This window comes from Pseudoxanthomonas sp. Soil82 (assembly GCF_040446535.1).
GTDB lineage: Bacteria > Pseudomonadota > Gammaproteobacteria > Xanthomonadales > Xanthomonadaceae > Pseudoxanthomonas > Pseudoxanthomonas kaohsiungensis.
Window position 1 is genome coordinate 128309 of record NZ_JBEAAK010000005.1, and the last position, 19183, is coordinate 147491.

General features: G+C 71.2%; 16 protein-coding genes. 12 read left to right on the plus strand and 4 right to left on the minus strand.

Annotated elements, in window-relative coordinates; translation table 11 throughout:
* Positions 1-2: 2 nt before the first annotated feature.
* From ABKA19_RS14370 to pepQ, 6 genes are all read left to right on the plus strand, one after another.
* A complete protein-coding gene (locus tag ABKA19_RS14370) occupies positions 3-395 on the plus strand; it encodes a VOC family protein (RefSeq protein WP_353689679.1) in 393 nt (130 codons plus the stop codon).
* The gene (rdgB, locus tag ABKA19_RS14375; protein ID WP_353689483.1) at positions 392-1003 is read left to right on the plus strand and encodes an RdgB/HAM1 family non-canonical purine NTP pyrophosphatase; all 612 of its coding nucleotides are present in this window, start codon (positions 392-394) and stop codon (positions 1001-1003) included. The genes ABKA19_RS14370 and rdgB overlap by 4 nt, the downstream gene beginning before the upstream one ends.
* 55 nt (positions 1004-1058) lie before the next feature.
* Entirely contained in the window at positions 1059-2216 is a 1158-nt protein-coding gene (gene hemW, locus ABKA19_RS14380; protein ID WP_353689484.1) for a radical SAM family heme chaperone HemW, read from the plus strand.
* 71 nt (positions 2217-2287) lie between these two features.
* Positions 2288-4642 carry a DUF1631 domain-containing protein gene (locus ABKA19_RS14385; RefSeq protein WP_353689485.1) on the plus strand — a complete coding sequence of 785 codons (2355 nt, stop codon included), beginning with the start codon at positions 2288-2290 and terminating at the stop codon, positions 4640-4642.
* Positions 4639-4989, plus strand: a complete 351-nt coding sequence (locus tag ABKA19_RS14390) for a PilZ domain-containing protein (RefSeq protein WP_162377719.1) — start codon at positions 4639-4641, stop codon at positions 4987-4989. The genes ABKA19_RS14385 and ABKA19_RS14390 overlap by 4 nt, the downstream gene beginning before the upstream one ends.
* An 84-nt stretch (positions 4990-5073) precedes the next feature.
* Entirely contained in the window at positions 5074-6393 is a 1320-nt protein-coding gene (gene pepQ, locus ABKA19_RS14395) for a Xaa-Pro dipeptidase (RefSeq protein ID WP_353689486.1), read from the plus strand.
* 156 nt (positions 6394-6549) lie between these two features.
* On the opposite strand, the gene ABKA19_RS14400 is transcribed toward pepQ, so the two are convergent.
* A complete protein-coding gene (locus ABKA19_RS14400) occupies positions 6550-7143 on the minus strand; it encodes a TetR/AcrR family transcriptional regulator (protein ID WP_353689487.1) in 594 nt (197 codons plus the stop codon).
* Positions 7144-7296: 153 nt separating this feature from the next.
* On the opposite strand from ABKA19_RS14400, the gene ABKA19_RS14405 reads away from it, so the two are divergent.
* From ABKA19_RS14405 to ABKA19_RS14420, 4 genes are all read left to right on the plus strand, one after another.
* Positions 7297-8250, plus strand: coding sequence for an alpha/beta fold hydrolase (locus ABKA19_RS14405; protein ID WP_353689488.1), 954 nt, complete (start codon positions 7297-7299; stop codon positions 8248-8250).
* The gene (locus tag ABKA19_RS14410) at positions 8247-10718 is read left to right on the plus strand and encodes an acyl-CoA dehydrogenase (protein WP_353689489.1); all 2472 of its coding nucleotides are present in this window, start codon (positions 8247-8249) and stop codon (positions 10716-10718) included. The genes ABKA19_RS14405 and ABKA19_RS14410 overlap by 4 nt, the downstream gene beginning before the upstream one ends.
* Before the next feature lie 202 nt (positions 10719-10920).
* Entirely contained in the window at positions 10921-11400 is a 480-nt protein-coding gene (locus tag ABKA19_RS14415) for a hotdog fold domain-containing protein (protein WP_162377714.1), read from the plus strand.
* A gap of 87 nt (positions 11401-11487) precedes the next feature.
* Positions 11488-11868 (plus strand): hypothetical protein, encoded by a 381-nt coding sequence (locus tag ABKA19_RS14420; protein WP_353689490.1) that lies wholly within the window; start codon positions 11488-11490, stop codon positions 11866-11868.
* Between the two features lie 6 nt (positions 11869-11874).
* Here ABKA19_RS14420 and ABKA19_RS14425 read toward each other — a convergent pair whose 3' ends face one another.
* Complete coding sequence (locus ABKA19_RS14425) at positions 11875-13239, minus strand: NTP/NDP exchange transporter (RefSeq protein ID WP_353689491.1); 1365 nt, start codon at positions 13237-13239, stop codon at positions 11875-11877.
* 218 nt (positions 13240-13457) lie between these two features.
* Here ABKA19_RS14425 and ABKA19_RS14430 point away from each other — a divergent pair, with 218 nt between their 5' ends.
* Positions 13458-15047: a GMC family oxidoreductase gene (locus tag ABKA19_RS14430; RefSeq protein ID WP_353689680.1), complete on the plus strand. Its 1590-nt coding sequence runs from the start codon at positions 13458-13460 to the stop codon at positions 15045-15047.
* An 83-nt stretch (positions 15048-15130) separates the two neighbouring features.
* Here ABKA19_RS14430 and ABKA19_RS14435 read toward each other — a convergent pair whose 3' ends face one another.
* Both ABKA19_RS14435 and ABKA19_RS14440 read right to left on the minus strand, forming a co-directional pair.
* On the minus strand, positions 15131-17032 hold the full coding sequence (locus ABKA19_RS14435; protein ID WP_353689492.1) for a M48 family metallopeptidase: 1902 nt from the start codon (positions 17030-17032) through the stop codon (positions 15131-15133).
* A gap of 37 nt (positions 17033-17069) precedes the next feature.
* Positions 17070-17672, minus strand: coding sequence for a LemA family protein (locus tag ABKA19_RS14440; RefSeq protein WP_353689493.1), 603 nt, complete (start codon positions 17670-17672; stop codon positions 17070-17072).
* A 78-nt stretch (positions 17673-17750) separates the two neighbouring features.
* Here ABKA19_RS14440 and ABKA19_RS14445 point away from each other — a divergent pair, with 78 nt between their 5' ends.
* Entirely contained in the window at positions 17751-19145 is a 1395-nt protein-coding gene (locus tag ABKA19_RS14445) for a serine hydrolase domain-containing protein (protein WP_502945806.1), read from the plus strand.
* Positions 19146-19183: the final 38 nt, after the last annotated feature.

Sequence of the window (19183 nt, forward strand, 5' to 3'; positions counted from 1 at the left end):
CCGTGGACCGGCGGATCGCCCTGGCGACCCTGGTGGTGGCCGATTACGACGAGGCCATCGCCTGGTACACCGGCGCGCTGGGATTCGAGTTGCTGGAAGACACCGCGCTGGGCAACGGCAAGCGCTGGGTGACCGTCGGCCCGGCCGGCAACGCCGGTGCGGCGCTGCTGCTGGCCAGGGCCAGCGGCGACCTCCAGCACGCACGCGTCGGCGACCAGTGCGGCGGCCGGGTCGGCTTCTTCCTGGAGACCGACGACTTCGCCCGCGACCACGCCGCCATGCGCGCCCGTGGGGTGGAATTCCTCGAGGAACCGCGCCACGAGGCCTACGCCACGGTGGCGGTGTTCCGCGACCTGTACGGCAACCGCTGGGACCTGCTGGAGCCGAAACGATGAGCACGCGCCTGGTCCTGGCCAGCGGCAATGCCGGAAAGCTCGCCGAGCTGCAGGCCCTGCTCGCCGACACCGGCGCGGAGCTGCTGCCGCAGTCCGCCCTGGGCGTGGAGGACATCGAGGAAACCGGCCTGACCTTCATCGAGAACGCGCTGCTCAAGGCGCGCAACGCCGCGCGGGTCACCGGGCTGCCGGCCCTCGCCGACGATTCGGGCCTGTGCGTGGACGCGCTCGGCGGTGCGCCGGGCCTGTACTCGGCCCGCTATGCCGGCGGCCACGGCGACAGCCTGGCCAACATCGGCAAGCTGCTGGGCGAGCTCGAAGGCCTGAACCCGCAATGGCGCACCGCCCACTTCTACGCGGTGATCGTGCTGTTGCGCCATGCCGACGATCCGCAGCCGCTGGTCGCCGAGGGCGTCTGGCCGGGCCTGGTCCTGGACGCGCCCCGCGGCAGCGGCGGCTTCGGCTACGACCCGGTGTTCCTGGACACCGAGCATGGCCTGTCGGCCGCCGAGCTCGATCCGGCGGTGAAGAACCGGATCAGCCATCGCGGGCGTGCGCTCGCGGTCTTGCGCTCGCGCCTGCCCGCGGTGCTGGCGACCTTGCGCTGAGCGCGGCCGCACCCTCCCACCCGCAAGCCGCCACCGCCGGTGCGCACGCCAACGCATGACTCCCGCCCTGATCCCGCCGCCGCTCTCGCTGTACGTGCACCTGCCCTGGTGCGTGCGCAAGTGCCCGTACTGCGACTTCAACTCGCACGCCGCCAACGGCGCGCTGCCGTTCGATGGCTATGTCGACGCACTCGTCCGCGACCTCGAGCACGACCTGCCGCTGGCCTGGGGCCGCACGGTGCACAGCGTGTTCTTCGGGGGCGGCACCCCGAGCCTGTTCCCGCCCGCGGCGATCGAGCGGATCCTGCAGGCGGCCAGCGCGCGGCTGCGCTTCGCACCCGACGCCGAAATCACGCTGGAGGCCAACCCCGGCACCGCCGAGCACGGCCGCTTCGACGGCTACCGCGCCGCCGGCGTGAACCGGGTCAGCTTCGGCATCCAGAGTTTCGACGACGGCTGCCTGCAGCGGCTGGGCCGGATCCATGACAGCGGCGAAGCCGAGGCGGCGGTGAAGCTCGCCCAGGACGCCGGCTTCGACAACATCAACCTGGACCTGATGTACGCCCTGCCGGGCCAGGACCTGGCGATGGCCGAACGCGACCTCGAGCGCGCCTTCGCGTTGCAGCCGGCGCACATCAGCCACTACCAGCTCACCCTCGAGCCGAACACGGTCTTCTTCGCCCGCCCGCCGCAGGGCATTCCCGACGACGACGCGGCCTGGGACATCCAGGAGCGCTGCCAGGCCCTGCTGGCGCAGGCCGGGTACGGCCACTACGAGACCAGCGCCTACGCGCGGCCCGGGCGCCAGTGCGCGCACAACCTCAACTACTGGCGCTACGGCGACTACCTGGGCATCGGCGCCGGCGCGCACGGCAAGGTCACCCTTGGCGCCGAGCAGTCGATCCTGCGGCGCTGGAAGCAACGACACCCGGCGGCCTGGATGGCAGCGGCCGGCAGCGCCGCGGCCATCGGCGGCGACGACCGGATCGACCCGCAGCGCCGTCCGTTCGAGTTCATGCTCAACGCCCTGCGCCTGCACGAAGGCTTCGCGCTGGCGGACTTCGAGGCGCGCACCGGGCTGTCCCGGGACACGCTCGCCCCGGCGCTGGCACGCGCGCGGGAACGGGAATGGCTGTCGGTTACGGACACTCGGGTGGTCCCGACCGCACTGGGCCGGCGCTTCGCCAACGACGTGATCGAACTGTTCCTCTGAGCGTGGCCCGCGCTGTAGTCGGGCCGCCGCAAACGTGTTAAATACGGCGCTCAGGGGAGCCGGGCCACCGGATGTCAGCCAACGTCGGTCCAACATCGAAAACCAGCGCCGGTCCGCGTACGCTCGCGGGCGCCGCGCTGCCTGCCCGCGTGCGCCACATACTCGAGGCGGTCAACACGCTGGCCGGCCAGAGCCTGACCACCTCGCTCAACCTCGCGCTGAACGAATTCGAGCGCCAGCTGTTCAAGCAGGCCGACCGCGCGCGCAGCAGCCAGCAGCAGTCCGAGCACTTCGCCGAGCTCCAGCGCCTGCGCCAGCATCGCGCCGACGTGGTGCCGCGCTACCTCGCCGGGCTGGAGACCTCGCTGGCGCGCCTGCGCGAGGCCGCCGAAGTCGAAAAGCCCGAGGAGCCGGCGCAGGATCCGCTGCAGTTCCAGCGCCTGACCCTGGTCGAGGACACCGACCTGGACCGCGACATCGTCCTGCGCGAGATCGGGCGGCGCGAGGCGCAGCGCGGCGGCACCCCGCTGCTGCTGCTGGGCCAGCGCTTCGGCGTGCTCGCCGGGCGGCCGGCATTCGATCCGGAGCGCCTGCCGATCGGCCCCTACGCGCTGTGCCGCGTGCTGCGCGATGCCGGCGAGGCGCTGCACATGAGCCTCGACTCGCAGCTGCTGCTGTACCGGGTATTCGAGCGCCAGGTGATGGAGCGCTACGGCGAGCTGGTCGAGCGCCTCAACGTGCTGCTGACCCACGAGGGCATCCTGCCCGGACTGGTCTACCTGCCCTACCGGCCGCGCACCCAGGGCCAGAGCCGCAGTCGCAGCCCGGCGGCAGGCTCGGCCGGCGCGGTCAGCCAGCGCCCGCTCACCGGCTGGCACGGCCAGGCCCGCCCCTCCGCCTGGAGCGGTGCGCTGATGGCCGGCCTGGCTGCCCGCCATCCGCACGCCGGGTCGGCCGACGGCGCCACCGGCGACGAACCGGCCGATGCCGGGACCGCGGCCGCGGACATGCCCGAGCAGGCGGTGTTCGCCGCCCTGCAGAACATGCTGGCCGATCACCGCGGCTTCGCCGGCGACGCGGCGCCATCGCCGCCCGGCGTGATCCTGCCGATAGACGCGGTGGTCAACGTGCTCGGCGCCATGCAGGCGCTGCCCGCCCCCGGCCGCAACGCGGGCCGCCCGCGCCGCACCGTGGACGACCTGCGCCAGGCGATGCTGGCGCGCATGCGCGAGTCGCACGGCCCCGACGCCGGGCTGTCGCAGGAACACAACGACACCTTCGATCTGCTCGGGATGCTCTACCGCGAGATCGGCCGCGAGGTGCACGTGGACGCGCCGGCCCAGGACCTGCTCGAGAAGCTGCAGGTGCCGGTGGTGCGCGCCGCGGTCCAGGACCGCAGCTTCTTCGTCCGCGACCAGCATCCGGCGCGCGAACTGCTCAACTCGGTGGCCGAGTCCGGCGCCACCTGGCTGGCCGACGACGACGCCGATCCGCAACTGGTCCTGCGCCTGGAACAGGCGGTGGACAATGTGGTGGAGGAATACGACGGCGACGAGACGGTGTTCGAGCGCGCCAACCGCGAAGTCCAGGAGCACTACCGCGCGCAGGCGCACAAGGCCGAGGTCAGCGAACGCCGGCAGATCGAGGCCGCGCGCGGCCGCGATCGCCTGGAGACGGCCAAGCAGAGCGCCGCGGTAGCGATCGCCGCGCGGCTGGGCGGACGCAAGCCGCCGCAGTTCGTGCAGGCATTGATCAACCAGGCCTGGGCTGACGTGCTCACCCTCACGGCGCTGCGCCATGGCGAGGAGTCGCCGGAATGGCACGAACGCGAGAGGGCGACCGAACGCATCATCGAGATTACCTGCGCCGCCGACGCGGTGCCGGACCCGGAGCTGGCGGGGCAGATCGACACCGCCCTGCGCCAGGTGGGCTACCACGAGGACGAAGCCAGCGCGATCGCGCGCCGGCTCTCGTGCAGCGACGAGGACGAGAACACCTCGCGCACCGAGCTGACCGCCAAGCTCAAGGCGCGCGCACGGCTGGGCGAGGGCGAACAGGCCGAGGCCCGCAAGGTCAAGCCGCCGCCGCGCACGGCCGCCGAACAGGGCTGCTACGAGCACCTGCGCACGCTGCCGTTCGGCACCTGGTTCGAATTCGTGCAGAACCAGCAGGGCGACGTGCGCCGCCAGCGCCTGTCGTGGTACAGCCCGGTCACCGACAACGCACTGTTCGTCAACGCGCGTGGCCACAAGGTCGGCGAGCAGTCGCTCGACAGCCTGGCCCGGCTCATGGCGCACGGCCAGGCGCGGATCGTCACCGAGGACAAGGGGCGCCTGATCGACCGCGCCTGGCAGGCCACCCTGCGCGCCCTGCGCGGACTGGCCGGCAAGCCCGCCGACGGCGCACTGGGAGCGGCCAGCGCATGATCCACGATTCCCGCCGCGCGCCGCGCCGCCACGTCACCGAGAGCATCCCGGTGATCGACACGATGACCGACGAGATCATCGGCCAGCTCGGCAACCTGTCGGAGAGCGGCATGCTGCTGATCGCATCCGCGCCGCTGGTCGAGGATGCGCTCTACCAGCTGCGTTTCCACCTCGGCGCCCGCGGCATGGGCGCGCCGGTGAACGTCGGCGTGCACCTGCTGTGGTCGGTCGACGCCAACACCCCCGGGCAGAGCTGGTGCGGGTTCCGTTTCCTCACCATCTCCGATGACCAGCGCGGGCATATCCGCGACTGGGTCCGCGCCGGGGAAGAAGCCGCCGCCGGCTGACGCCAGCGGCGCGGGCGCGCGGTTTTCAGCACGGGTTGGAGCCGGATCGGGCAGAATCCGCGGTTTCCGTTCCCGGACCCGCTGATGCATATCGTCGACCCCGCCCCGCTCTACCCGCACCACCTGGCCACGCTGTGCGCGCGCGCCGACGAGGCGCTGGCGCGCAGCGGGCACGACCACCTGCTCATTCCCAGCGGCCGCCGGCACTACCAGCTGTTCGACGACCGCGACTATCCGTTCGCGGTCAATCCACACTTCAAGCACTGGCTGCCGCTGACCCGCGTCACCGACAGTTGGCTGGCCTACACGCCCGGCCAGCGCCCGAAGCTGGTTTACCTGCAGCCGTTCGATTACTGGCACGTGGTGCCCGAGGCGCCGTCGGGCTGGTGGGTCGAGCACGTGGACGTGCACGTGATCCGCACCCCGGAAGAGGCGCTGCCGCTGCTGCCCGCCCCCGCCGCGCGCTGCGCGATCCTGGGCGAGGCCAACAGCGCGCTGGGCGACTACGTGCCGAACAACCCGGCTGCCGCGCTGGACTACCTGCACTACCAGCGCTCGTACAAGACCCCGTACGAGGTCGCGCTGATGCGCGTGGCCCAGCGCAAGGCCGCCCATGCGCACCGCGCCGCCGAGCGCGCGTTCCGCGCCGGCGCCGGCGAGTTCGACATCCACATGGCGTACTGCGAGGCCGCGCGCCAGGACGCCACCGAGGTGCCCTACCAGAACATCGTCGCGCTCAACACGCACGGCGCGGTGCTGCACTACACCGAGCTGGACCGCGACCCGCCGGCGCACTCGCTGAGCTTCCTGATCGACGCCGGCGCCAGCCATTGCGGCTACGCCTCCGACATCACCCGGACCTATGCGGCCGATCGCGGCAGCGAGTTCCAGGCGATGATCGACGCGGTCGACGCCGCCCAGCAGGCGATGTGCGCCGGCGTGCAAGCCGGCGTGGACTACCGGCAGCTGCACGTGGAGGCGCACCTGTCGCTGATGGGCATCCTGAAGGACTTCGGCGTGCTGAAGGCCTCGCCGGAAGCGGCACTGGCCACCGGCGTGAGCGCGGCCTTCTTCCCGCACGGCCTGGGCCACCCGATCGGCCTGCAGGTGCACGACGTTGCCGGCTTCGCCGCCAGCGACCGCGGCGGCACGATCGCCCGGCCGGAGGGCCACCCCTACCTGCGCATGACCCGCGTGCTCGAGCCCGGGATGGTCGTGACCATCGAGCCGGGCCTGTACTTCATCGACATGCTGCTGGAGGAGGTCAGGAAGAACGGCCACGCCGCCAGCATCGACTGGGCGCGCGTGGACGAATTCCGGCCCTACGGCGGCATCCGCATCGAGGACGAGGTGCTGTGCACGGACGGCGCGGCCGACAACCTGACCCGCCCGGCGTTCGCCTGATCCCACGTAGAGCGGGGCTTGCCCCGCTGCTTTCCACGACGCCTGGAACCGGCGGAAGAACCGCCGACCGGCATCGGTGGGAAGAGCAGCGGGGCAAGCCCCGCTCTACGGCCGCCGCCGGTGGCTTGCCCGACGCCGACGGTCGGGCCGTGCGGCTCAGACCGGGATCAGCGTGTTGATCACGTGCTCGAGGTACTCCTCGAACTCTTCGTGGGTCATCTTCGGCTGGTGCGGCCGCAGCTGCAGGAACCCGACATAGGCCGCGTAGGTCAGGCGCGCGCGGTTCTGCGCCTCGTTGCGGCCCAGTCCGGCCTGGCGGAACGAGGCGGTCAGGTATTCCAGGCGCCGCTGTGACACCCGCTGGATCACCGGACCGACCGCAGGATGGTCCAGGGCCTTGAGCAGCTCGCTGTAGATCGCGTGCGGCTTGGTCTCGTGGCCGACCAGCTGGAACAGCATGCGCAGGCGCTCGCGCGGATCCGGCACCTCTTCCAGGCTGCCGAACACCTGCTCCTGCTCCACCTCCTCCCAGCGTTCCAGTGCCGCCTGCAGCAGCGCATCGCGCGAGGGGAAGTGCCAGTAGAAGCTGCCTTTGGTGACGCCCAGCCGGCGCGCGAGCGGCTCGACCGCCACCGCGGCCACGCCTTGCTCGGCGATCACGTCCAGGGCGGTCTGGGCCCAGTCGGCAGCGCTCAGGCGCGCGCTGCGGGCGGGGGCGGGGGCGGGCGGAACAGCGGGTGTCGTGGTCATGTCCGGATTTAACCATACGGCGCAGTGCGTTGCAGTACGCCGTTGCCGGCGAAACCGTGACCGGTCAGCGGCTTGGGCCGAAACTGGGCCTCATGCTGCACTGCCATACGCCTTCGTATTGACTTTGTGGAAGCGACGTCCATACCATCTCGTATGGACTTGGCCGCCTCCCATCGCCCGTCGGTCACCGACCTTCGCCTGCCCGGCGCGGAATTGACCCTGGCCGCAAGCCTGCATGCGTGCGCGACGATGCCCGGCCAAGCGCCCGCGATCCTCTACGCCCACGGCTTCGGCCAGACCCGCCGGGCCTGGTCGGCGACGGCCGGCATCCTTGCCGCGCATGGCTACGCCGGCCTGGCGTTCGACGCCCGCGGCCACGGCGCCTCGGATCGCAACAAGGGCGACGATCCGTACACCGGGCACCAGTTCACCGACGACACGATCGTGCTGGCCGGCGAGATGGCGCGGCCACCGGTGCTGGTCGCCGCCTCGATGGGTGGCCTGTTCGGCCTGCTGGCCGAATCGCGCTGGCCGGGGCTGTTCCGTGCGATGGTCCTGGTCGACATCACCCCGCGCTGGGAAAGCGCAGGCCTGGAGCGGATCCTCGGCTTCATGACCGCTTTCCCGGAAGGCTTCGAATCGCTGGAGCACGCCGCCGAGCGCATCGCCGCCTACCTGCCGCACCGGCGCCGCGAACCAGGCACGGCCAAGTCGCCCGGTTCGCTGCGCGAGATGCTGCGCGAAGGGACCGACGGCCGCTGGCGCTGGCACTGGGATCCGCGCCTGGTCGACGAACTGGCGCGCGACAGCGAGCAGCACCAGGACGACATCGCGCAGGCCACCCGCGCGGTGCGCTGCCCGCTCCTGCTGATCAGCGGTGGCCGCAGCGACCTGGTGTCCGAACGCACCGTCGCCGATTTCCTCGAGCTGGCGCCGCACGCACGCCACGTGCAGCTGGCCGACGCCACGCATATGCTGGCCGGGGACGACAACGACCGCTTTACCGCCACCGTGCTGGAATACCTGGCGGAACTGGACCGGACCGAGGGGACCGGCAGTTCCGCCGTGCAAAGGGCGCACGCGCCCGTCACCGGAGCAAACCCATGAGCATTGCCGCGCCCATCCTGGCCTTCCTGTTGATCGGCGGGTTCGCCGCCTACCACCGGCTGCGGCTGGCCAGCTGGGCCGCGCTGCTGGCCGTCGCCCTGGTCGCCTGCTGGCTGCTGGGCGCCCATCGCCCGACGGTGGCGGTGATCGGCATCCTGTCGGCGCTCATCGCCGTACCGCTGCTGATCCCGGCGATCCGCAAGCCGCTGATCGTCGCCCCGCTGCTCAATGTCTTCCGCCGGATCCTGCCGCCGCTGTCGCAGACCGAGCGCATCGCGCTGGAAACAGGTTCGGTGGGCTTCGAAGGCGAGCTGTTCACCGGCGACCCGGACTGGAACATGCTGCTCAACTACCCCAAGCCGCAGCTCACTGCCGAGGAGCAGGCCTTCCTCGATGGCCCGGTCGAAGAGCTGTGCAGGATGATCAACGACTGGGAAATCACCCACGTCCACGCCGACCTGCCGCCGGAGCTGTGGGACTTCATCAAGAAGAACAAGTTCTTCGGCATGATCATCCCCAAGCAGTACGGTGGCCTGGGCTTCTCGGCGCTGGCCCACCACAAGGTGATCCAGAAGATCGCCTCGGTCTCCAGCGTGGTCAGTTCGACCGTGGGCGTGCCCAACTCGCTGGGCCCGGGCGAGCTGCTCAACCACTACGGCACCCAGGAACAGAAGGATTACTACCTGCCGCGCCTGGCGATCGGCCAGGAAGTGCCGTGTTTCGGCCTGACCGGCCCGTTCGCCGGCTCCGACGCCACCTCGATCCCGGACTTCGGCATCGTCTGCAAGGGCGAGTGGAACGGCGCCAACGTGCTGGGCGTGAAGCTGACCTTCGACAAGCGCTACATCACCCTGGCCCCGGTGGCCACGCTAATCGGCCTGGCGTTCCGCATGTACGACCCGGACGGGCTGATCGGCGACACCAAGGACATCGGCATCACCCTGGCGCTGCTGCCGCGGGATACCGCCGGCGTGGAGATCGGCCGTCGCCACTTCCCGCTGAACTCGCCGTTCCAGAACGGCCCGATCCGCGGCCGCGACGTGTTCATCCCGCTGAGCCAGCTGATCGGCGGCGCCGAACTGGCCGGCAAGGGCTGGAACATGCTCAACGAGTGCCTGGCGGTGGGCCGCTCGATCACCCTGCCGTCCACCGCCTCGGGCGGCGCCAAGTTCGGCGCGCGCGTGACCGGCGCCTATGCCCGCATCCGCAAGCAGTTCGGCCTGTCGGTCGGCCGCTTCGAGGGCGTGGAGGAAGCGCTGGCCCGGATCGGCGGCAAGGCCTACACCATCAGCGCGCTGTCGCAGGCCACCGCCGCGGCGGTGGACCGCGGCGACGTGCCGTCGGTGCCGTCGGCGATCGCCAAGTACCACTGCAACAACATGGGCCGCGAAGTCATCTCCGACGTGATGGACGTGATCGGCGGCAAGGGCATCATCCTGGGCCCACGCAACTTCGCCGGCCGCAGCTGGCAGGCCGCGCCGATCGGCATCACCGTCGAAGGCGCCAACATCATGACCCGCAGCCTGCTGATCTTCGGCCAGGGCGCGATCCTGTGCCATCCGTGGGTGATGAAGGAGATGAAGGCCGCGCAGGAACCCGACCGCGCCGCGGCACTGGACAGCTTCGACGAGAGCCTGTCCGGGCACGTGCGCTACGGCATCTCCAACGCGTTCCGTTCGTTCTGGTTCGGCATCACCGGTTCGAAGCTCGGCGGCGCCCCGGGCGACGACTACACCCGTCCGTTCTTCCGCAAGCTCGACCGCTACGCCGCCAACCTGGCGCTGATGGCCGACGTGTCCATGCTGCTGCTGGGCGGCAAGCTCAAGTTCAAGGAATCGCTGTCCGGCCGCCTGGGCGACGTGCTCAGCCACCTGTACATGGCCGGCGCCGTGCTCAAGCGGCACCACGACGAGGGCGCGCCGGAGGCCGACAAGCCGCTGCTGGCGTGGAGCATGTACAACAGCTTCCACGTGATCGAGACCGCGCTGTCCGACGCGCTTCGCAACTTCCCGATCCGCCCGGTCGGCTGGGCGCTGTGGGCGCTGGTGTTCCCGCTCGGCCGCCGCGCCGAGGCCCCGGGCGACCGCCTCAACCACCGCGTCGCCTCGCTGCTGATGACCCCGAACGAGGCGCGCGACCGCCTGGGCGTGGGCGTGTTCCTGACCCCGTGCCCGAACAACCCGGGCGGCCGCATCGACAGCTACCTGGCCAAGGCCGTGCAGGCCGAGCCGGTCGAGCGCAAGTTCCTGAAGGCGCTCAAGACCAAGGGCATCGAGGCGCTGGAGTTCCCGGCGCAGCTGGACGAGGCCGTGGCCGAGGGCGTGATCACCGCCGAGGAGCGCAAGCTGCTGGAAGAGCTGCGCGCGCTGACCCTGGAGACGATCACCGTCGACGACTTCGACGCGCACGAACTGCGCGCGGCCAGCTACTACGACCAGCCGCGCCCGGGCGCGCGCGAAGCGGCCTGAGCCCCCGGCCCGGGCCGCGCGCACCGCGAACGGCATTGCAGCAATTCGACGGCGGGCTTCGGCCCGCCGTTTTCATGTCGATGGCGTGGCAGCCGGGCAAGCCCGGCTCTACGTATCGACTACGAGCGAACCCCTTCTCGTAGAGCGGGGCTTGCCCCGCTGGCTCCCGGACCATCCACCACCGCCACCACAGGACGCTCCCATGGCCAATCGGCTCCTCGACACCTGGCACCGCCTGCAGCGCTGGCCGGCCGGCGATTGGCTGTTTTCGCGCGCGGTGTGCTTCAAGGCGCCGTATTTCGCCACCATCGCCCCGCGCATCACCCGGCTTGAACCGGGCCGCTGCGAGGCGCGCATCCGCCACCGCCGCAAGGTGACCAACCACATCGGCACGGTCCACGCGATCGCGTTGTGCAACCTGGCCGAGCTGGTCGCCGGGGTGATGACCGACGCCAGCCTGCCAGGCTCGATGCGCTGGATCCCGCGCGGCATGACCGTGGAGTACCTGAAGAAGGCCAACGGACCCATGCACGCGGTGGCCACGCCCGACGTGCCGCTGGTCGAAGCGTCCGAAGGCTACGACCTGCCGGTCGGGGTGGTGGTGCGCGACCGCGACGGCGAGGCGGTATTCCGCGCGCGCATCGCGATGTGGGTTTCGCCCAGGCCGGCGCGGCAGGGCTGAACCAGGCCGCCGCGCCGGCACGATCGAAGAATCCGTCCGGCGCCGACGCATCCACCTCCCCGACCCGATGCCGCTACCGAGGACACGATGTCCCAGGACCTTCCGCTCCTGCTTTGTGCCCTGCACAGCTTCGCCTTCGCCGCCTTCCACCTGGCGTTCTGGCGCCTGTTCGGCTGGAAACGCGAGTTGGCCAAGGTCGGCCTGGCGACCCGCGCGATCGCCCAGATCCTCAACCTGCGGCTGGTCTATGTCCTCATGGGCATCGGCACGGCCTGCCTGCTGTTCCCCGCCGAGCTTCGCGGCACCGCACTGGGCCGGGCGCTGTTGTGGTTCATGGTGGCCTTCTGGATCGGCCGGACGATCGAGCAAGTCGTGTTCCTGCGCATCAACCATGCGCTGGTGCATGCGCTGACCGTGCTCTTCGTGCTCGGCGCCGTGCTGTTCGCGCTGCCACTGCTGTCGACCTGAGGCGTCTCAGGCCGGCTCCGCGCCCGCGACCGGGGCCGCGTCGCGCATCCCCGGCAATTTCTTTTCCTGGCGCAGCAGCTGCAGCGCCGAGAACGTCATCATGCCGGCGACCAGCACGCCGAAGCCGAACACCGCGCTGGAGCCGAACGCCGACAGGAACTTGTGCAGCCAGACGAAGGTGAGGTCGGCGCCGCGGTAGATCACCGTGTCGATCGCCGCCCCGGCCTTGTAGCGCCATTCGCGCCCGACCCGGGTGTAGATCGTCTCGCGCGCCGGCTTGGCCAGCGAGAACTCGCTGGCGCGGGTGAACACCTGCACCACCGCGACCAGCATCGGCAACGGCGAGGCGGCCAGGATCGAGAAGCCCAGGATGATCGCCACGCCCGGAATCAGCAGCGCCGGGGCGATGCCGAAGCGCGACATCAGCGCGCGGGTGACCAGCAGCTGCACCACCAGGGTCAGCGAGTTGACCGCCAGGTCCAGGGTCGAGAAGAACGCGGCGCGCTCCTCGGCGGTGGCGAACGCGGTGCGCGCGATCCGGTTCTGCTCGTTGTACAGCAGGGTGCCGATGCCCACGCCCAGCACCACCAGCAGCGCCAGCCAGCGCAGCAGCGGCTCCTTCGCCACCAGCTTCAGTCCGGCCAATATCTGGCCGCCCATCGGCGTCTCGCCGCTGGCCAGGCCGCGCTCGGCTTCGCGCGCCACCGCGTACTGGCGCAGGCGCGCGATGCACACGACGCAGACCGTCAGCAGCGCCGCCGAGACCAGCATCATGTTGGCGATGCCGACCCGCTCGACCAGCACGCGGGTCAGCACCGGCCCCAGGAACGCACCCATGGTGCCGGCCGCGCCGATGTAGCCGTAGTAGCGCCTGGCCTCGGCGTTGCTGTAGATGTCGGCCATGAAGCTCCAGAACACCGCCACCGCGAACAGGTTGAACACGGTGATCCAGAGGATGAAGGCCAGCCCGCGGCCGGCCACGCCGCTGTCGAACATCGCGTAGAACAGCAGCAGCGTCGCGATGAAGAACACGTAGATCGCCGGCAGGAACACCCGCCGCGGGAACCGGCTGACCAGCCAGCCGTACACCGGCTGCAGCAACAGCATGATCACGAACACCGCGGTGAAGATGAACTGCAGGGTGAACTCGCCCAGCGCCACCCCGCGCTCGGCGAAGAACGCGATCAGCGCCGGCGGGAACACCACCTCGATGTCGCTGGAGGCGGCCATCGCCTCGCGCACCGGCCGCAGCACGTAATAGCCGCTGAGCAGGCAAAAGAAGTACGCGAAAGACCACAGCAGCGGCGGCGATTCGGCCAGCGCCGAGCGGAACCGGCCAAGCCGGGTGGAGGCCGTGTCTGCAGCAGTCATGGGCGAGGCAGTCCTGGAGGTCGCACCGGCCCGCGGCAAGGGCCCGGCCTTTGGCGCGCACGGTATCCGATGCACTGCAACATCGCCAGCGTCGGCAGCCGGCGGGCTTCGCATCGCCGCGGACGGGCGGCCAGCGGACCCGGGGGACTTGCGCCGGATGCCACGCCTTGGAGAGCATCGCCCAGGTCCGCGCCTCCGGCTGCGGCTTCGGGGAGAACGTGTACGACTACATCGTCATCGGCGCCGGTTCGGCCGGTTGCGTGCTGGCCGCCCGCCTCAGCGAGGACCCGGCCTGCCGCGTGCTGCTGCTCGAAGCCGGACCGCGGGACTGGAATCCGCTGATCCACATGCCCGCCGGCCTGGGCCGGCTGGTCAACAACCGCACCATCAACTGGGACTACAGCACCGAGCCGGAGTCGCAGCTGGACGGGCGCCGGCTGTGGTGGCCCCGCGGCAAGGTCCTGGGCGGGTCCAGTTCGATCAATGCGATGTGCTACACCCGGGGCGCGCCGCGCGATTACGACGAGTGGGAGCAGGGTGGCGCCGCGGGCTGGAGCTGGGCCTCGATCCTGCCGTACTTCCTGCGCGCCGAGGGCAACGCCCGCGGCGCCGGGCCGCTGCATGGCGGCCAGGGCCCGCTGCGCGTGTCCGACCTGCGCCACGTCAATCCGCTTTCACGGGCCTTCGTCGAGGCCGGTATCCAGGCCGGCTGGCCGCACAACGACGACTTCAACGGCCCGGTGCAGGCCGGCGTCGGCCTGTACCAGGTGACCCAGCGCGACGGCGCGCGCTGCTCGGCCGCGGCCGCCTACCTGGCACCGGTGCGTGGCCGGCCGAACCTGCAGGTGGTCACCGGCGCGCAGGTGCGGCGCATCGTGGTCGAGCGCGGGCGCGCCACCGGCGTGCAGTACCGCCGGCGCCGGCGCCTGCACCACGCCGGCGCCAACGCCGAGGTGCTGCTGTGCGGCGGCGCCGTCAACTCGCCGCAACTGCTGCTGGGCTCCGGCATCGGACCCGCCGGCGACCTGCACGCACTCGGCATCGGGGTCGCCGCGGACCTGCCCGGGGTGGGCGCCAACCTGCAGGACCACCTCGACATCTGCACCCTGCACCACTGCCCGCCCGGGGTCAGCTACGACCGCGCCAGCGAGCTGAGGATCGCGTTCGACTGGTTCCTGCGCGGACACCGGGGCGCCGGCAGCAGCAACATCGCCGAGGCGGGCGGCTTCGTGCGCTCGTCGCTGGCCCCTGACGAACGGCCCGACGTGCAGTTCCATTTCGTCCCGGCGATGCTCGACGACCATGGTCGCCACCGGCTGGACGGCGACGGCTTCACCGTGCATGCGTGCTTCCTGCGCCCCCGGAGCCGCGGGCGTATCCGCCTGCGCGATGCCGGCCCGGACACGCCGCCGCTGATCGAGGCGGGCTACCTGTCCGATCCCGACGGCTTCGACCTCCGGATGATGGTCGAATGCGCACAGCTTTCGCGCCGGTTGCTCGCCCAGCCCGCGTTCGACCGCTGGCGCGGCGCGCCGATCTTCCCGCCGCGCGTGGACCTGTCCGACGCGGAGCTGGCGCAGTTCGTGCGCGCCAAGGCCGAGACCATCTACCACCCGGTCGGCACCTGCCGCATGGGCACCGACGAGGGCGCGGTGGTCGACCCGCAGTTGCGCGTGCGCGGCATCGAGCGGCTGCGCGTGGTCGACGCCTCGGTGATGCCGTCCCTGGTCGGCGGCAACACCAACGCGCCGGTGATCGCGATCGCCGAGCGTGCAGCCGACCTGGTCCGCGGTCGCACCGCCCTGTAGCCGCCCGGCTCGCCGGCTGCGCGGCGCCGGGACGAAGCCGGCGGCGCCCGTGTCGACGCCGACACGCGCGCACCAGCCGGCGCCTACGCCCGCTCCAGCAGCGCCGGCAGCGGGCAATGCAGGACCGCGCATACCGTGCGCAGCAACTCGGCCTCGGCGACATTGACGCGCTGGTCCTGCGATACCGCATCGACCAGTGCCTCGACCAGCATCTCCTTGGCGGCCGGCACCAGCGCATCCAGCGGCTCCCAGACGGCGTCCAGCGCCTGCACGCCTTCGGCTGGCGGCGAGTACGGCAGGTGGTCGCGCGGCAGCACGCGCTGCAGGCCGGCCAGGTAGGCGCGCTGGGCCTGCGCCGGCGCATCGGGATGTCCGGCCTGGGCCAGCACCGCCAGCAGCGTGGCGAACTCCTGGCGCACGCCGGCGGCCTTGTTGCGGCCGAAGCGCGCGTGCCGGGACGGATCCAGCGCCTCGCGCACCTGGACCTGCAGGAGCTTCGACAGGCAGTACTCGAACACCGAGACCCGGCCGTCGGTGTGGACCATCGCGTCGATGGTGTCGAGGAAGCGCTCGAGCTCGGGACGCGGGCGCTGGCGCAACACCGGGAAGGCCAGCGAGGCCAGCGGCAGCCGCAGCGCCGGATGCAGCGCCTCCAGCTGCTGCCGGCGCAGGTCGAAGGCCTGCTGCGCGAGCGCCTCGCCGCAGCGGGCGACGATCTCGCTGCGCTGCCGCGCCGCGACCACCGCGTCGGTAGCCAGCAACAGGCCCAGCAGCAGCGGCATCACCGCCTCGCGCTGGCGCGCCAGCGCACGCAGGTCCGGGCCAAGGCTTTCGACCAGGTCGTGGGCGCGACGGTAGTCATCGTCGCCCGGGGCGGCGACCTGGCCCGCTACCATCGGCGGCGTGACCGCCAGCTGCGCGCCGGCGGACGGCAACGGCGGTGGCCCGCCCGCCACCACGTCGCGCCCGGCCAGGCCCAGCGCCAGGTCCTCGGCCAGGCCATCGGGTGGCGCGGTGCGCCAGCGGGCTTCGAGCTGCTGCAGCTGGCGTGCGTCGAAGGTCGGCTCCAGCCGGCGGATGCGCTCCACCAGTGGCGGATGCGTGGCGAACAGGCCCAACAGCGCTGCGCCCGGGCCGAACAGCATGTGGCTCACTTCCTCCGCGTCGGCCTTGTCCTGCAGCTTCGAGCCGGCGTCCAGGCCGCCGATCTTCTTCAGCGCGCCGGCCAGCCCGCGGGTCTGCCGGGTGAACTGCACCGCCGATGCATCGGCCAGCAACTCGCGCTGGCGGCTGACGCCCGCCTTGATCATGCGGCCGAAGAACACGCCGATCGCGCCCACCGCCATCGCCACCAGCGCGGCGACCAGGATTGGCGTGCCGTCGCGGCTGCGCCCGAGCCGGCCGTAGATGAGGATGCGCTGGCCGATCAGGCTCAGCATCAGGATCCCGAACAGCAGCCCGATCAGGCGGATGTTCAGGCGCATGTCGCCGTTGAGCACGTGGGCAAACTCGTGCGCGATCACGCCCTGCAGCTCGTCGCGATTGAGCCGGTCCAGCGCGCCCCGGGTCACCGCGATGGCGGCGTCCGACGGGCTGTAGCCGGCGGCGAAGGCGTTGATCCCCGCCTCCTGCTCCATCACGAACAGCCGTGGCACCGGCACGCCGGAAGCGATGGCGATCTCCTCGACCACGTTGCGCAGCCGCCGCAGCGAGGGCTCGCGGGTGTCCTCGGGGACGAAGGTGCCGCCCATCTGCGCGGCCACCACCGCCCCGCCGCCGCGCAGCGAGGCGATCCGGTACAGCGAGCCCAGCGCGATCACCAGCAGGGTGGCGACCGTCGCCGCCGCGGTCGCGCCCCAGCTGCCCGTGAACAGCAGCGTGGTCAGGTCGACCGCCAGCACGATCCCGGCCACTGCCAGCAAGAACAGCAGTACCAGCCGGCCCGAGCCGCGGCGTGCCGCAGCCTGATGCTCGAAGAAGTTCATCCGCCCCGGCTCCCCGTCTGTCGCGCCCGGCCCGGGCTCAGAACTGGACCTTCGGCGCCTCGCGCACCTGGGCCTTGTCGGCGGGGATGTCCAGCAGCGCGGCGTGCGCGAAATTGAACATGCCGGCCACCACGCTGGACGGGAAGGTCTCGCGCTTGTTGTTGTAGCCCATCACCGCGTCGTTGTAGGCCTGCCGCGCGAACGCGACGCGGTTCTCGGTGGACGACAGCTCCTCGCTGAGCTGCATCATGTTCTGGTTGGCCTTCAGGTCCGGATAGGCCTCGGCCACCGCCATCAGCCGGCCGAGCACGCCGTTGAGCTGGCCCTGGCTGGCGGCCAGCTGCGCCATCGCCGCCTCGTCGCCGGGATGGGCCTTGGCGGCGGCCAGGCCGGACTGCGCCGCCGAACGGGCGGCGATGACCGCTTCCAGCGTCTCGCGCTCGTGGCCCATGTAGGCCTTGGCCGTCTCCACCAGGTTCGGGATCAGGTCGAAGCGGCGCTGCAGCTGCACGTCGATCTGGGCGAAGGCGTTCTTCCAGGCGTTGCGGCTGGTCACCAGGCCGTTGTAGATGCCCACCGCCCACAAGGCCAGACCCACGACCAGCGCCAAAAACACCAACAGGATCAACAAACTGCCCATTCATCTTCTCCTGGTTTGTGCACACGCGAAATCCGGCGCTAGAATCGGCCGCAGCGGTAGCTTACAGGCATCAAAACCATGAAAGACGGGCGAGTCCGGACGAGCAGGCCACCGGCAATCCGACCACTGGCTATCCGCGCGGCAACCAGCGGTGCGCTGGCCCTGCTGCTGGCGATGGCCCTTCCCTCGACCGCGCAGACCCCGACACTGGCCGCCGGTGCGCTGCCGCCACCGACCCAGCCGTTGCCCTACCGCACCTACGTCCGCACCGACGCGCAACCGGTGGCCCCCGGATTCGATGTCGCCCGCTTCGAGGCGCTGGCCGAGCAACTGGTCCAGGGCCAGCGCGTGCCGGGCCTGGCCATGGCGATCGTGCAGGACGGACGGATCCTCAGCGCCCGCGGTTACGGCGTCACCGATGTCGTGCGCCCGCAGGCCGTCGACTCCCACACCGTGTTCCGCCTGGCGTCGCTGTCCAAGGCCTTCGCCGGCACCATGGCCGGCCTCCTGGTCAACGACGGCAGCCTGCGCTGGGACAGCAAGGTCATCGACTACGTCCCCGGCTTCCATCTGGTGGAGCCGGCCTACACCTCGCAGGTCACCGTGGCCGACCTGCTCAGCCACCGGGTCGGCCTGAAGGCCCACAACGCCTTCGACCGCGACATCGAAGGCAACGCCGAGTACTACCAGGTCGCGCAGAAGCTCGGCTCGGCTCCGCTCACCTGCGCACCCGGCCAGTGCTACGCCTACCAGAACGTGGCCTTCAGCCTGGTCGGCGACGTGGTCTTCGCCGCCTCCGGCAGCTTCTACGAACAGGAAGTGCAGCGCCGCCTGTTCAAGCCGCTGGGCATGAACGACGCCAGCCTGGGCCTGGCGGGCATCGAGTCGAGCCCGCACTGGGCGCGCCCGCATGTGCGCAGCCGCAACGGCTGGGTCTCGGTCAACCCGAAGCCGACCTACTACCGCCTGCCCCCCGCCGCCGGCGTCAACGCCAGCATCAGCGACATGGCGCAATGGCTGCTCGCCCACACCGGCCATCGCCCCGACGTGCTGCCCGCGCCGCTGCTGGCGACGCTGCATGCGCCGGTCGTGTCCACCCCCGGCGAGATGCGCTCGGGCTGGCGCCGCGATCGGCTCAATGCCGCCAGCTACGCGCTGGGCTGGCGGGTGTTCGACTATGCCGGCGAAGAGGTGGTCTTCCACGCCGGCGCCGTGCAGGGCTACCGCGGCCTGACCGCGCTGCTGCCCGGCCGCGACCTAGGCATTGCCATCCTCTGGAACAGCGAGAGCTCGCTGCCGAGCGGCCTGCTGCCCACCATCATCGACCGGGCCATCGGCCTGCCGGCCGAGCGGTGGCTGGACGTGGACGTCGACTTCGGTGCCGACAACCTGATGGCGGACGGCGTCGAGCCCACGGCCGCTCCACGCGGGCAGGGCACCTCGTCCTCCACCTCGGCCGCCTCGCCGCACTGACGGCCCGCCAGCGGCAGCACACCGCCGCCGGCCCGTTC

Coding starts and splice junctions, on each gene's coding strand:
- hemW (WP_353689484.1), top strand. CDS start 1,059: ATGACTCCCGCCCTGATCCCGCCGCCGCTCTCGCTGTACGTGCACCTG.
- ABKA19_RS14425 (WP_353689491.1), bottom strand. CDS start 13,239: ATGACTGCTGCAGACACGGCCTCCACCCGGCTTGGCCGGTTCCGCTCG.
- ABKA19_RS14405 (WP_353689488.1), top strand. CDS start 7,297: ATGGACTTGGCCGCCTCCCATCGCCCGTCGGTCACCGACCTTCGCCTG.
- ABKA19_RS14410 (WP_353689489.1), top strand. CDS start 8,247: ATGAGCATTGCCGCGCCCATCCTGGCCTTCCTGTTGATCGGCGGGTTC.
- pepQ (WP_353689486.1), top strand. CDS start 5,074: ATGCATATCGTCGACCCCGCCCCGCTCTACCCGCACCACCTGGCCACG.
- ABKA19_RS14435 (WP_353689492.1), bottom strand. CDS start 17,032: ATGAACTTCTTCGAGCATCAGGCTGCGGCACGCCGCGGCTCGGGCCGG.
- ABKA19_RS14445 (WP_502945806.1), top strand. CDS start 17,751: ATGAAAGACGGGCGAGTCCGGACGAGCAGGCCACCGGCAATCCGACCA.
- ABKA19_RS14440 (WP_353689493.1), bottom strand. CDS start 17,672: ATGGGCAGTTTGTTGATCCTGTTGGTGTTTTTGGCGCTGGTCGTGGGT.
- ABKA19_RS14390 (WP_162377719.1), top strand. CDS start 4,639: ATGATCCACGATTCCCGCCGCGCGCCGCGCCGCCACGTCACCGAGAGC.
- ABKA19_RS14400 (WP_353689487.1), bottom strand. CDS start 7,143: ATGACCACGACACCCGCTGTTCCGCCCGCCCCCGCCCCCGCCCGCAGC.
- rdgB (WP_353689483.1), top strand. CDS start 392: ATGAGCACGCGCCTGGTCCTGGCCAGCGGCAATGCCGGAAAGCTCGCC.
- ABKA19_RS14415 (WP_162377714.1), top strand. CDS start 10,921: ATGGCCAATCGGCTCCTCGACACCTGGCACCGCCTGCAGCGCTGGCCG.
- ABKA19_RS14385 (WP_353689485.1), top strand. CDS start 2,288: ATGTCAGCCAACGTCGGTCCAACATCGAAAACCAGCGCCGGTCCGCGT.
- ABKA19_RS14420 (WP_353689490.1), top strand. CDS start 11,488: ATGTCCCAGGACCTTCCGCTCCTGCTTTGTGCCCTGCACAGCTTCGCC.